The organism is Nonomuraea sp. NPDC003709, assembly GCF_040610775.1.
Lineage (GTDB): Bacteria > Actinomycetota > Actinomycetes > Streptosporangiales > Streptosporangiaceae > Nonomuraea > Nonomuraea angiospora_A.
The window spans coordinates 556,189-569,690 of sequence record NZ_JBEXMW010000002.1; the positions used below are offsets into that span (position 1 = coordinate 556,189).

Genomic DNA, 13,502 nt, shown 5'->3' on the forward strand with positions numbered 1-13,502 from the left:
CATGGCCCAGCTCGACGACTCCTCGCCGTACCCCGACGACCTGAAGGAGGAGCTCGCCGTCCAGCCGAAGAAGGGCGCTTCCAAGCTCACGCTGGCGTTGGCCGCCGGCGTCGTGCTGGTGGCCGGTATCCTCATCGGCATTCAGGCCGCCAACCTGTTCGGCTCGCCGGCCGCCTCCGCCGCCGGGGCGCAGCAGCGCCCCATGGGCGGCGGGTACGGCCAGCAGCAGGGCGGTTTCGGCCAGCAGCGCGGCGGATCCGGACAGCCGCCCGGTTACGGTGGAGGCCAGCGGATGGGCGGCGGCGGGGGAGGCACCATCGGCACCGTCGAGAAGGTCGAGGGCGGCAAGGTCTACGTGAAGACCATGGACGGCTCCACAGTCACGGTCGCCACCGACGACCAGACGACCGTCCAGATCTCCAAGCCCGGGAAGGTGACCGACCTCCAGACCGGCACCACGGTGGTCGTCCGCGGCCGGCAGGGCGGCGACGGTTCGGTGACCGCGACGTCGATCACGCAGGGGAACCTGGGAGGAGGCCCGCGATGACGCGCGAGCCCGAAGCCCGGCTGCTGGTGGTCGACGACGAGCCCAACATCAGGGAGCTGTTCTCGGCCAGCCTGCGCATGGCCGGCTTCGAGGTGCTGACCGCGGCCGACGGCATGGAGGCGCTGCGGGTGGCCGAGGAGAGCTCACCTGACCTGGTGATGCTCGACGTCATGCTGCCCGACCTGGACGGCCTGGCGGTCGCGGGCAGGCTGCGGTCCCGCGGCCGCCGGGTCCCGGTGCTGTTCGTGACGGCGAAGGACACCCCCGAGGACCGCATCGCGGGGCTGGGCCTGGGCGAGGACTACGTGACCAAGCCGTTCAGCCTGGAGGAGGTCATCGCCAGGATCCGGGCGGTGCTGCGCCGCACCCGGCGCGGCGTGCCGCCGCCCAACCGGATGCGGGTGGCCGACCTGGAGCTGGACGAGGAGAGCCACGAGGTGTGGCGCGACGGCATCCCGGTGAAGCTGTCGCCGACGGAGTTCAGGCTGCTGCGGTACTTCATGCTCAACGTGGGCCGGGTGCTGTCCAAGACGCAGATCCTCGACCACGTCTGGAACGGCGACTGGCGCACCGACGTCGGGCTCGTCGAGTCGTACGTCTCCTACCTGCGGCGGAAGGTGGACACGGGGGACCGCAAATACCTGCACACGCTGCGCGGGGTGGGCTACATCCTGCGCCCGCCCCGCATATGAGCGGCGCCGTCTCTCCCGCTCAACACCTCCGCGCGAAGGGCGCGGCGGTCCGCAAACACCTGGCCAGGTCCCCGCTGTGGCTGCGGCTGGTGTCGGCGACCCTCCTGCTGGTCACCCTCGCCATCACCGTGACCGGCCTGTTCGCCGTACGGCTGATGCGCGGCTACCTCGTCGAGCGCGTGGACCAGCAACTGCTCGCGGCCAGCCGGCCGCTGCGCGAGCCGCCCCCGCCGCCCACCGACCAGCCCCGTTCCGGCACCCGCCCGCAGCGTTTCTTCGGCCTGTTCTACGCGGTGATCCTCGACTCCGCCGGCGCCCCGATCAGGACGCTCAGCGAGTCCACCGAGGACCACACGCCCGCCCTGCCCAAGCTCGACCTCGCCACGGTCCTGGAGCTCCACGGCCACCCCTTCACCGTCGAGTCGCGCGCCGCCGGTGGCCCGAGCTGGCGCGTCACCGCCGTGCCGGTCCGGGACGGCGAGACCCGGGTGATCGCCGTCAACCTGAACGACGTGGACGCCACGGTCTCGCAGCTCGCCCTGATCGTGGGGGTCGCCGGCGGCGGCACGCTGGTGGTGCTCGGGTTCGCCTGCTACTGGCTGGTACGCCGCAGCCTGCGCCCGCTCCGCGAGATCGCGCGTACGGCCAAGGACATCGCGGGCGGCGACCTGTCCCGCCGCGTGCCCATGTGGGCGGCCACCACCGAGGTCGGCAAGCTCGGCCGCTCCCTCAACGGCATGCTCGCGCAGATCGAGTCGGCGGCGCGCGAGCGCGAGGCGGCCGCAGAGTCGGCCCGCCAGTCCGCCACGGCCGCGCGGCGCTCCGAGGAGCTGATGCGCAGGTTCATGGCCGACGCCTCCCACGAGCTGCGCACGCCGCTGACGTCGATCAGGGGGTTCGCCGAGCTGTACCGGCTGGGGGAGGAGAAGGACCTGGCGGAGGCCGTACGGCTGCTGAGCCGCATCGAAGGGCAGGCGGCCCGCATGGGGCTGCTGGTGGAGGACATGCTCCAGCTGGCCCGCCTCGACCAGCGGCGGGAGCTGGCCCGGCGGCCCGTGGACCTGCTCAGCCTGGCCGCCACCGCCGTCATCGACGCGCAGACGCTGGCGCCGGACCGCAGGATCGAGCTGGTGCGGCTGTTCGGGGGTGAGGGGGACGTGACCGTGACGGGGGACGAGTCGCGGCTCGGGCAGGTGATCAACAACCTCGTCACGAACGCCCTCACCCACACGCCGCCCGGCACGCCCTTCCAGGTGCGGGTCGGGCTGGACGGTGACCAGGCCGTGGTCGAGGTGGCCGACGAGGGGCCCGGCTTCCCGCCGGAGGTGGCCGAACGCGTCTTCGAGCGCTTCTACCGGGCGGATCCGGCGCGGAGCGCGGGCGGGTCGGGGCTGGGGTTGTCGATCGCGGCGACGCTGGTGGAGGCGCACGGGGGGATCGTGATGGCGGAAGGCTCACCCGGCAAGGGCGCCCTCTTCCGCATCATCCTCCCCACCACCGCCACCCCACCCCCCACCTGACCACCCACGTCACGCTCGGCACTCAGCACGTCAGCGGCTCAGCCGAAGGTGTACCCGTACAGCCCCGTGCCCTTGCTGAGCCGGCGCACCTTGCCCAGCTTCAGCCCCGTCTTCCGGGACCCGGGAGCGTACATGACCAGCCCCTGGTCCGGCGCCGCCACCACGAGCCCGTACAGCGGCCGCCGCGCCCCCAGCGCCCGATAACGCTCACTCAGCGGCAAAGCGGCCAGAGCGGCCCCGAAGTCCCGCCCCTCGCCCTTGATCAGCAGGTTGCCCACCCGCGTCAGCCCGCCGGACGCCCGCCCGGCCAGCACCTGGACCGCCTTCTCCCCGGGCACGCCGATGGCCAGCTCGTCGTGCCCGTCCCCGTTGAAGTCCCCGGCGGCCAGCGACGCCCCGAACCGGTCGTAGTACCGGGGCACCCCCTTGAGCGTGTTCTGCGACCACGCCTCGCTCTTGCGGGTGGTCAGCCCGCCGCGCGACCCGTACAGGACGTCCACGGTGCCGTCGCCGTAGTCCATGGCCCGCTGGTTCGCGCTGAGCCCCTCACTCGGCACCCCGATGGCCAGGTCGGCCCGCCCGTCCCCGTTGAAGTCGCCCGTGGCCAGCGAGGCCCCGAACGCGTCCCACTTCTCGGAGGCCCCCTTGATGCCGGGGCTGCTCTGGGTGAGCACCCGCGCCCGCTTCGCCCGTACGTCGACGACGGTCACCGACCCCTGGCCGTCCAGAGTGACGCTGTCGGCGGGCGCGCCGACGACCAGCTCGTCCTTGCCGTCCCCGTCGAAGTCCCCGGTCGCCAGCGCGGCGCCCCACTGGTCGGTCACGTTCGCCGCCTGCCGCACCCACGACGTCTTCTGAGTGATCTGGTACGGCTTGCGCCCCTTCATCCAGTACACCGTCACCGCCCCGCCCGAGCGGTGGCTGGGCGCGCCGACGACCAGTTCGTCCTTGCCGTCCCCGTCGAGGTCACCGGCGGCCAGCGCCGCCCCGAACCGGTCGCTGGACGGCTTGGCCGGCGCCAGCTCCTTGCCCGGGACCAGCCCGCCGACCGAACCGTTGAAGATCTGGACGACCCCGTTCCCGTCCCCGCCCGGCACCCGCGCCCCCACGAACTCCTCCGACACCCCGACGGCCAGGTCTGCGCACTTGTCCCCGTTGAAGTCGCCGACGGCCAGCGCCGATCCGAACGAGTCACCGGGTTCGGCGCCGTTCTGGGTGAGCTTCACCTTCTTTCCGGACCCGTACATCACGGTCACCGACCCGGCCCGGGAGTCGTCGTAGGGCGCGGCCACGGCGAGGTCGGGCCGTCCGTCGCCGTCGAAGTCGAGAGGGTGCCCGCCGCACGCCCGTGCCGCGGCGGGAGTCGTGCCGGAGGCGAGAGGGAGAACCAGGCAGGCGGCGAGGAGAAGGTTCATAACGGAAGTAATGTCCACACAGGTCGAACCGTGCCTGAACAGCGCGAGAACGGCCCAGGAGAGCCGGATGCACATCGCTTGGCGATCCACGGCGTGGTGGGAACGTGCCAGGATAGACGCGTGGACATCGATCTCGCGGATCTGGATTTCTGGCGTAAGCCGCCCAAGGAGCGTAACGAGGCGTTCGCCCGGCTCCGGCAGGTGGAGCATCCGGTGTTCTTCCCCGAGAAGAAGGTGCCGTTCCTGCGCTCAGGCAAGGGTTTCTACGCCCTCGTACGGCACACGGACGTGGTCGAGGCCAGCCGCAACGCCAAGATCTTCTCCAGCGAGCCCGCCGTCACCAACCCGGAGCCGCCCGGCTGGGTGAAGCAGGTGTTCGGGGAGTCGATGGTCAACATGGACGACCCGCGCCACGCTCGCCTGCGCCGGATCGTCACCCGTTCGTTCAGCCCGAAGATGCTGGCCGGCCTGCAGAGCGGCATCGAGGCCGCCTGTGCCCGCATCGTCGACGACGTCGTCAGGGACGGGCCGCGCGACTTCGTCGCCCAGGTGGCCGCCCGGCTGCCCATCCATGTCATCTGCGACATGCTGGACATCCCGCAGGAGCTGCGCGAGAAGGTCCACCAGCACGTCGACATCTCCACCGCGTACACCGGTGTGCGCCCCAGCCTGGCCCGCAGCGTCCAGATGGCCGGCCAGAACATGCTGGCCCTGCTCGCCCTGCAGCGCATGGTCATCAAGCTCGGCCACGAGCGCGTCGCCGACCCCAAGGGCGACCTGGTGTCCCTGCTGGTCAACGCCAACCCCGACGGGGAGAAGCTGGCCGACAAGGAGCTCGGCTCGTTCTTCTCGCTGCTGCTGGTCGCGGGCAACGAGACGGCCCGCAACACGATGGCGCACGGCATCAAGCTCCTCACCGACAACCCGGCGCAGCGCGAGCTGCTGATGAGCGACTTCGACACGCACATCAACGGCGCGATCGAGGAGATGGTCCGGTACGTGTCGCCGATCATGCAGTTCCGGCGCACGGTCACCGAGGACTACTCGCTGCGCGGGCTGGAGCTGAAGAAGGGCGACAAGGTCGTCCTGTTCTACGGATCGGCCAACCGGGACGAGTCGGTCTTCCCCGACGCCGACACGTTCGACATCACCCGCGAGACCAAGCCGCACGTCGGCTTCGGTGGCCCCGGGCCGCACTTCTGCCTCGGCGCCAACCTGGCCAGGCAGGAGATGCGGACGATGTTCCGCGAGCTGCTGACCAGGCTGCCCGACATCCGCTCGGTCGGCGAGCCCGACCTGCTGCTGTCGAACTTCGACAACAGCGTCCGCGCCCAGCCGTTCACCTTCTGACGCTGTGACGGGGCTCAGTCGGGCTGGTCGTCGTCGACCGCCAGCACGTTCGTCCTGATCGTGAAGAACGTGATCAGCGCCGCCACCACCATCATCCCGGCGCTGACCAGCATCGCCATGTGGAACCCGGCGTTGAACACCGGCGGGTTCCTGAACGCGTCACCCACCAGCCCGACCAGCGGCGGCACGGCCGCCACGGCGAGGAGGCTCCCGGTGCGGGCCACGGCGTTGTTGACGCCGCTGGCGGTGCCCGCATGCCGCTCCTCGGCGGTGGCCAGCACGGTCGAGGTCAACGGCGCGACCGCCGCCGAAAGCCCCAGCCCGAACAGGGTCGCCGCGGGCAGGACCTGCAGCGCGTAGGAGGCGCCCGGCCCGATCGTGCTCATCGCGAGGAATCCGCCGGCCGCGAGCAGGATCCCGCCCGTCATCGGCCAGCGTGGCCCGCGTCGCTTGGCGATCTCTCCGGCCCGGGGCGACAGGAGCAGCATCAGGATCGTCGTCGGCAGCATCGCCAGCCCCGCCGCGATGGGCCCGAATCCGGACACCACCTGGAGCTGGACCACGAGCAGGAAGAACACCACGCCCATGGCCGCGTACATGATCAGCGTCACCACGTTCACGGCGGTGAAGACCGGGTTGCGGAAGATCTCCACCGGCACCAGCGCGTCGGGCGACCTGCGGATCTCGGTCACCACGAAGGCCGCGCCCAGCACCAGCCCCGCGATCAGCGGTATCGGCGCGCCCATCTCGATCAGCCCGTACGTGATCCCGGCCAACGCCAGCGCCGCCAGCACCGCCCCCAGCACGTCGAACCGCCCCGCCGCCTCCTCGTCCTTGCTCTCCGGCACGTGCCGCAGGGTCACGAGCACGATCAGCGCCGCGAACGGCAGGTTGATCAGGAACGCCCAGCGCCACCCCACGCTCTGCACCAGCCAGCCGCCCAGCAGCGGCCCGATCGCGCTGGCCACACCGCCCAGCCCGGACCACACCCCGACGGCCCGGGGCCGGTCGTGGCGCACGAACGACGCCTGAATGATCGCCAGTGAACCCGGCGTGAGCAACGCCCCGCCGATGCCCTGCAGGGCTCGGGCCGAGATCAGGAACTCGATGTTCGGCGACAGCCCGCACAGCGCCGAGGCCACGGCGAACCACACCGTGCCGATCAAGAAGATCTTCCGCCGCCCGTACCGGTCGCCCAGCGACCCGCCCAGCAGGATCAGCCCGGCGAGGGTGAGCGTGTACGCGTTGATCGTCCACTGCAGGCCGTCCATGCCCGCGTTGAGCTCTTTGCCCAGGAACGGGAGGGCGACGTTGACCACGGTGCTGTCGAGCAGCGCCAGCCCGGAGCCGAGCACGGTCGCCGCCAGGATCCAGCGGCCGCGGGCGGACCCGAGTTGGACATGGCCGTTCACGGGCGCCGTCCCCGGGCCGTCAGCCGTACCGCTCACGCGAGTCCGCCGATGGCCCGGAGCACGAACTCGGACACCAGCTCCCCGGCCCGGTCCACCGTCACGCTCCCGCTGATCAGCGGAACCCGCTCGGCGCCGACGACAGCGAGGATCATGCGAGCTGTGGCCTGCACGTCGAGCACCCGGAAATCGCCGGACTCGACCCCGCTCTCGAGGATCTCCACCAGAATGCGCTGCATGGGCGCGACATGCTCGGCCAGCTGCTGGTAGGCGTCGGGCCCGAGCGCGGCACTGAGGTCAGCGGCACCCGGGTGCGGATGGGCGACCAGCCCGGTCAACTGCAGCCGCACGAACGCCCGCAGCCGATCAGCCGGTGAGGCACCCCCTGGCAGCTCCTGCTCGTAGCTGTCGATGAAGTACTGGGTCACCCGCTCGGTGAATGCCAGCAACAGCGCCGCCTTGTCGGGGAAGTAGTTGTACAGGACGGTCCTGGTGATCCCGGCCTCGCCGGCCACGTCCGTCATCGAGATCGCGTCGATACCGTGCACCCTGGACAGCCGGGAGACGGCCTGCAGGATCCGGTCCCGCGTCTGCGTTCGATGCTCGCCGATCGTGGCGGCGGAGATCCGAGGCATACGCCCATCGTAGGCCTGGATCGTCACAAGCCGACGCGCACTCCCCTCATTCACCCTCCCCTCCGAATCCCCCCACCGCCAACGGACACCGGACCAGCGAGAACGGCCCATCGGCGGTTGATGGCTTGCCTTGATGATGTGGTGGGGCGCCTGTCGGCAGTTGGTGGGCTGTCTTGATGATGAGGCGAGGGCTTCCACCGGCGGTTGGTGGTCGGTCCTGATGATGTGGTGGGGCGCCTGTCGGTGGTTGGTGGGCTGTCTTGATGATGTGGTGGGGCGCCTGTCGGTGGTTGGTGGGCTGTCTTGATGACGTGGCGAGGGCTTCCACCGGTGGCTGGTGGTCGGTCCTGATGATGCGGTGAGATGCACGCCGGTGGTTAATGGGCTGTCCTGACGACGTGATGAGGGCGCCCGCCGGTGTTTGGATGGGCGGCCGTGACGGCGCGGCGGGGTCGGTCGTCGGATGTTGGGTGGCGTCCGTGGCGAGGGGTTGCTGGTGCGTGGATGGCGATTTCGGTGATGGGGGAGGTGCGGCTGCCGGGGGTCAGGTCCCGGTTCCGGCGGCGTGGTGAGGGCGCCCGCCGGTGTTTGGATGGCAGCCTCGGAGGTGTGGCGTCGCCGGTCGTCGGTCGTCAAGTGGCGGCCGTGACGAAGGGCCGCTGGTGGCTGGGCGGCGCACGTAAGGGGGCGTCGGTGGCTAATTGGCTGGCTGTTGTGACCGCGTGGTGAGGTCGGCCGCTGGGTGGTGGGTCCTGATGACGGGTGGCTGGTTGCTGGGCAAGGGGCGCGGAGGCACGTTGGTAGGAGGCGACAGCCGTAACAGCGCGGTGAGGCCAGTCGCCGGGCGTTAGGCGGCAGCCGTGACGGCGAGGCCTGCCGGTTAAGCGGCGGTCCTGACAGCGGGCCGCTGCTGCTAGGCCGAGTCATGACGGCGGGTCGCTGCTGTTAGGCGGCAGTAGTGACGGCGTGGCGAGGCCGGTTGTCGGGCCGTTGGGCGGCGGTCGCGACGGTGGGGTGCTGGTGGTTAGGCGGCAGTTGTGACGGCGTGGTGAGGCCGGTTGTCGGGCCGTTGGGCGGCGGTCGCGACGGCGGGGTGCTGGTGGTTAGGCGGCAGTCATGACGGCGTGGTGAGGCCGGTCGCCGGGCGTTGGGCGGCAGTCGTGGCGGCGAGGCCTGCTGGTTAGGCGGCGGTCTTGACGACGTGGAGGAGTTCGGCGAGTACCTCGGTGTTGAGCTGGTACGCCAGCTTCACCTCGCGGATCATGCGCTGACGCTCCCGGTCGTCCAGCTCGAGCTCGTCCAGCCGCGCACGGTACTCGTTCTTGAACCTCGGCAGGCTGCCCAGCCCGTCGAAGATGTAGAAGTCGACGCCCCCGCCCGTGCCGTACCCGTAGATTTTCTGCAGCTCCATGCGGATGAACTGACCACCGGACAGATCGCCCAGGTAGCGCGTGTAGTGGTGGGCGATGTAGCCGCTCGGCCAATCGGCCACCTGGTGGATCCGCGCGACCAGCGTGCGGGTGGCCTTGGACGGCACGATCCGGCTCCGCCAGCTCGGGCCGTAGATCGTCGCGAGGTCCCGCTCCAGCGCTCGCTCCCGATACAGCTCAGGAAAGACGAACCGGCCCGCCATCGGATGGTCGGCGAGTTGGCGTGACACGCCGTCAAGCGCTATGTACGCGAAGTAGTGTTGAGCTACCATCTCGCCGTATTCGTGCTCGGTCAGCCGACCGCCCATGAGCTCCGCGAGATAGCTCTCGCCTTCGGCGGACTCGTGGTCAGCCCAGGTGGCGTTCTTCAGGGTTTCGGAGAACGGGGTGCTCACGGCCTACCTCAACTCGCACGGAAGTTTCATGACAAAGTGTCACAAACATCGGCATCCGGCGTCAAGCTGATGACGACACCATGTCATCAAAATCCGGCTCTTCTGTCTCGTACCCAGGAAACACCACGTCAAGAGGTCACCTCGCCTTCGTGTCCGAGAGCGATGAGGGTCAGGTTACGCAGTGATGGGGTCCCGGGGGTGAAGTAGTCGCTGTGGCCGCCCGAGCCCACCGCGAAGACACGAGCCCCGAACGAAGGGTTCATAGGGTCGGCGCCGAAGCCCACGGGCCCGAGCTTGACCTTCGGCACGAACCTGACCCAGTCGTTCTCCCCCAGCCCTGCCCACACCCGCAGCGGCACCATCGCCGCACCTTTCGCGTCGCCCCGAGCGCCTGGGACACCTGCCGTGCTCCAGGCGTCCGGCAAGTCTGCGGTGTCCCCGGTATCCGGCGGGCTTGGCGTGCCTGTGGTGTCCGGCGAGCCCGCCTCCTGCGCTCCTTTGGGATCCTGTGCGCCGACCGAGCCTGTCGCCCTTTGGACGTTGTATGAGTCTGCCGCGTCCTGATCGTCCTGCGCGCCGGTCGTGCCGCGGGTGTCCTGTGAGCTTCCCCCTGTTGCACCTTGAGCGTCGTGTCCGCCTGTCATGCCACGAGTGGTGTCTGCGGTCGGCGCGCTGGCGGCGGCTCGGGCCGTCTCCGCGGCGCGGACCGGAGGGGTCAGGGCGGCGGCTCGGATGGTCTCTGCGGTGTGGGCTGGCTGGGTCAGGGCGGTGGCTCGGGTGGTCTCTGCGGTGTGGGCTGGCTGGGTCAGGGCGGTGGCTCGGGTGGTCTCTGCGGTGTGGGCTGGTTGGGTCAGGGCGGTGGCGGAGGGTGTGTCGAGGCCGGGGCTGCCGAAGACCGCGAGGTCGGTCACAGGTAAGCCGGGGACGGCTTTGGCGCACAGGACCGAGCCGTAGCTGTGGCACAGCAATGCGATCGGAGCCGGGGTGCGCGTGTGGAGCTCCGTGATGGTGCGGCGCAGTGCGTGGGCACCTTTGACCGCCGCGTCGCTGGTGAGCACGCCCAGGCTCAGCGTAGGTGGGGAGTCATAGCCCAGCCAGGCCACCACCGCCAGTCGCTCGTGCGGGGCGAGCCGCGCGGCCTCCGCCAGCAGGGCCCTCGCCGCGCCTCCGGGCCGCTTTGTGCCGTCGTCGAACGTGGCGACCGTCGTGTCGGCGCCGGGCACGATGACCGCCACCCGGTCGGCCGTGGCCAGGTCGCCGTAGACCCGCACCAGCCGCCCGCCCGGTTGCCCCGGCCACACCACGAGCGCCCCCACCGTCACGAGCCCTGCGAGGAGAAGGTTTCTGAGCATGCTGGGAACGTTACGGAGAGTGGCCTGTCGTCCGCGTCACCGCAGGGTTTGACCTTTCCCGTAGTACTGGAGGGGGATACGGGACTACGGTGCGTGCCCGGCCGGCCTAATGCCCGGCCGGCCTAATGCCCGGCCGGCCTAATGCCCGGTCGGCCTAATGCCCGGCCGGTCTAATGCCCGGCGATCGCCTTGAACGGGGCTTCACCTCGGCGTGCCCGTCAGGGCCGTCCAACGGTGCGTGGAAGCGCGCGGCATCCCGGCAGTTCTTCGGATCAGGCTTTGAGGGCGGCTCAGCGAGTCGGCCACAGATCGCCGCTTCCTGCGCCGCCTCGCGTCGTCGGAGAACGCCGGGTGGAACGGGTGCCCGTACCCCGTCACCCTGCCCAGCCCAGCCGCGATCCGACCGGTAGTGCCGAGCACTGTGTACGGCGACGGCCTGCGTGCGTACTCGCGAGAGACCGTCCATCCACGACTACGACCTGGCCAGGGCCGAGCGGCGGGTCGCGGAGTTCCGCGTCACCCCGCCCCGGGTCAGCGGGTGTAGCGGTGCTTGGCACCTGGGGGGAAGTACTCGGGGTCGCCGGACTCCCGTAGCCGGATGAACGGCACCTGCTGCGGGACGGGCACATAGTTGGCGAACTCGCTGTTCAGCCGCCTCAGCTGGGCCAGGACCGACCCGCCCACCGACTGGGCGATCTCGTCGGTCGGTTTCTCGCCGGGCATCAGCTCCACCGTGATCGTCAGGTGCCGGTCCCGGTCGGCGTCCTCCACCACCTCCACCACGAACTTCCCGGTGACCGAGCCGCTGACCTCCGGCTGCTCCAGGCCGACCGCGATGTTCTCCGGGTAGACGTTCGCGCCGTAGTAGGACACGGTGAAGTGACTGCGGCCGAAGACGTATACAAACGGCCGCTCCGGCCCTCCGGCCGCCGGCTCGAAGCCGTGCCGCCGGACGAAGCCCAGCATGTCCTCGTACGGCACCACGCCGCCCTCGTCGGCGATGTGGTAGCGGATGAGCGGGATGCCGTTGTCGCCGGAGAAGAGCAGGGTGCCCTCGTGCTCCTCGAAGAAGCGGACCTGCGGGTCGTACTGGATGAGCGTCGGAAGCCTGGACTCGCCGAACAGCTCCCTGGCCGTGTCCGGACGCGTGGACAGGAAGCGCCGGATCTCGACGGACAGCGGGGTCTCGTTGCCCAGGACGCCCGCGTCGGCGGTGCCGTACAGGGAGGCGATGCCCCGGACGGGGTCCGCGATCCCCGCCCGCTGCGCGACCAGCGTGCGCCACTCCTCGCTGAACACCTCACCGGCAGTGACGAGCTTGATGTTCCAGTCGGCCCAGGGGAGGTCCTCGGTGTCGATGACGTTCTTGAGGAACGGCGGGTAGCCCAGGAGCACGACCTGGTCGAAGTGGGGCGCCAGTTCGGGGATGACCCGCAGGATCTCCCTCCGGTCGGTGCCGGGGGCGACCACGGTGATCGGGTAACCGCGTTCGGCCAGGTGGCGGCAGCAGTTGACGGTGAACAGGCCGCCGACCCAGGTGCCCAGGGCGAAGCAGACGACGGCGAGGGTACGGCGCTCGCGGGCGTCGAAGGAGTCCCTGAAGACCTCCTCGAAACGGGCGGCGATCACGCGCTCGTCCGCCGCCGAGCGTGGCCAGAAGGACGGGACACCGGTCGAGCCGGAGGACACGGCGATGATGTCCCCGATCGTGCCGTTCCTGCACAGATCGGGGAGGGGGTGGCGGTGGGTGTAGTTCTCCTTGGACGTCATCGGCAGCCCGACGAAATCCTGAAATGTCGAGATCTGCTCGGGGTTGATGTGGTTCTCCGCCAGAAAGGCCCTGTAGGCGGGAACGGTCGCCGCCACCTGATGGAAGAGCTCAACCGGGTCCATCAGCCGACTGTACGGCGGCGGCCCGTGAAGGGGAACGGGGGTTGTGCAAGGGGGGGGCGCCATCGGGAAGGCCGGCACGGATGCGGGTCGGGTGAGGGGGAACGCGGCCGTGCAAGGGAGGGGGCGGCACGGGCAAGGCCGGCAACGACGCTGGTTGGGAGAAGGCGAACGGGGCCGCGCATAGGAGCGGGCACCACCCCAGGGTTACTCGCCGGGGCGGACCAGGCCGGTCTCGTAGGCGAAGACGATCGCCTGGGCGCGGTCGCGCAGGCCGAGCTTCATCAGCACCCGCCCGACATGCGTCTTGACCGTCTGCTCCGCCACGAACAGCTTCTCCGCGATCTCCTGGTTGGACAGCGCCTGCGCGACCAGCGTCAGCACCTCCGTCTCGCGCTCGGTCAGCTCGGCCGGCCGCTTGCCCGTCACCGGTCGCGGCGCACCCAGCTTGGCGAACTCGTGGATGAGCCGCTTGGTGATCGCCGGGGCGATGAGCGCATCCCCGGCCGCGACCACCCGCACCGCCTCCACGAGTTGGGCGGCGGAGGCGTCCTTGAGCAGGAACCCGCTGGCCCCGGCCCGCAACGCCTCGTAGACGTAGTCGTCGAGGTCGAACGTCGTCAGGATGAGCACCTTCGGCGCCCCGCCGCGCGACAGGAGCTCCCTGGTCGCCTCCAGGCCGTTCATGACCGGCATGCGCACGTCCATGAGCACCACGTCGGGGCGCAGCGCCGAGGCCCGCTCCACGGCCTCCCGCCCGTTGGCCGCCTCGCCCACGACCTCGATGTCCGGCTGCCCGCTCAGGAACACGGTGAACCCCGTGCGCACCATCCCCTGGTCATCGGCGATCAGAACCCGGATCAAGCC

General features: G+C 70.3%; 11 protein-coding genes. 4 read left to right on the forward strand and 7 right to left on the reverse strand.

All coding sequences use genetic code 11. The features are described from left to right. Position 1: 1 nt before the first annotated feature. Genes ABZX61_RS07075 through ABZX61_RS07085 form a run of 3 tightly spaced genes read left to right on the forward strand, consistent with a single transcriptional unit; the run spans position 2 to position 2,759 of the window. On the forward strand, positions 2–547 hold the full coding sequence (locus ABZX61_RS07075; RefSeq protein WP_350726730.1) for a hypothetical protein: 546 nt from the start codon (positions 2–4) through the stop codon (positions 545–547). Then, positions 544–1,239: a response regulator transcription factor gene (locus tag ABZX61_RS07080; protein WP_350726732.1), complete on the forward strand. Its 696-nt coding sequence runs from the start codon at positions 544–546 to the stop codon at positions 1,237–1,239. The genes ABZX61_RS07075 and ABZX61_RS07080 overlap by 4 nt, the downstream gene beginning before the upstream one ends. Further along, the gene (locus tag ABZX61_RS07085) at positions 1,236–2,759 is read left to right on the forward strand and encodes a HAMP domain-containing sensor histidine kinase (protein ID WP_355192198.1); all 1,524 of its coding nucleotides are present in this window, start codon (positions 1,236–1,238) and stop codon (positions 2,757–2,759) included. The genes ABZX61_RS07080 and ABZX61_RS07085 overlap by 4 nt, the downstream gene beginning before the upstream one ends. Before the next feature lie 38 nt (positions 2,760–2,797). On the opposite strand, the gene ABZX61_RS07090 is transcribed toward ABZX61_RS07085, so the two are convergent. Further along, a complete protein-coding gene (locus tag ABZX61_RS07090; protein ID WP_355192200.1) occupies positions 2,798–4,174 on the reverse strand; it encodes an FG-GAP and VCBS repeat-containing protein in 1,377 nt (458 codons plus the stop codon). Between the two features lie 120 nt (positions 4,175–4,294). Here ABZX61_RS07090 and ABZX61_RS07095 point away from each other — a divergent pair, with 120 nt between their 5' ends. Then, positions 4,295–5,524 carry a cytochrome P450 gene (locus ABZX61_RS07095; protein WP_355192202.1) on the forward strand — a complete coding sequence of 410 codons (1,230 nt, stop codon included), beginning with the start codon at positions 4,295–4,297 and terminating at the stop codon, positions 5,522–5,524. A 14-nt stretch (positions 5,525–5,538) separates the two neighbouring features. On the opposite strand, the gene ABZX61_RS07100 is transcribed toward ABZX61_RS07095, so the two are convergent. From ABZX61_RS07100 to ABZX61_RS07125, 6 genes are all read right to left on the reverse strand, one after another. Then, positions 5,539–6,936: an MFS transporter gene (locus ABZX61_RS07100; RefSeq protein WP_355192204.1), complete on the reverse strand. Its 1,398-nt coding sequence runs from the start codon at positions 6,934–6,936 to the stop codon at positions 5,539–5,541. Between the two features lie 32 nt (positions 6,937–6,968). Then, positions 6,969–7,568 (reverse strand): TetR/AcrR family transcriptional regulator, encoded by a 600-nt coding sequence (locus ABZX61_RS07105; protein WP_350726742.1) that lies wholly within the window; start codon positions 7,566–7,568, stop codon positions 6,969–6,971. A gap of 1,180 nt (positions 7,569–8,748) precedes the next feature. After that, the gene (locus ABZX61_RS07110) at positions 8,749–9,393 is read right to left on the reverse strand and encodes a biliverdin-producing heme oxygenase (RefSeq protein ID WP_355192206.1); all 645 of its coding nucleotides are present in this window, start codon (positions 9,391–9,393) and stop codon (positions 8,749–8,751) included. Between the two features lie 128 nt (positions 9,394–9,521). Beyond that, positions 9,522–10,745, reverse strand: a complete 1,224-nt coding sequence (locus ABZX61_RS07115; RefSeq protein WP_355192208.1) for an alpha/beta hydrolase — start codon at positions 10,743–10,745, stop codon at positions 9,522–9,524. Between the two features lie 531 nt (positions 10,746–11,276). Beyond that, positions 11,277–12,638, reverse strand: a complete 1,362-nt coding sequence (locus ABZX61_RS07120) for a phenylacetate--CoA ligase family protein (RefSeq protein WP_355192210.1) — start codon at positions 12,636–12,638, stop codon at positions 11,277–11,279. A gap of 204 nt (positions 12,639–12,842) precedes the next feature. After that, positions 12,843–13,499 (reverse strand): response regulator transcription factor, encoded by a 657-nt coding sequence (locus tag ABZX61_RS07125; RefSeq protein WP_355192212.1) that lies wholly within the window; start codon positions 13,497–13,499, stop codon positions 12,843–12,845. Positions 13,500–13,502 lie beyond the last annotated feature (3 nt).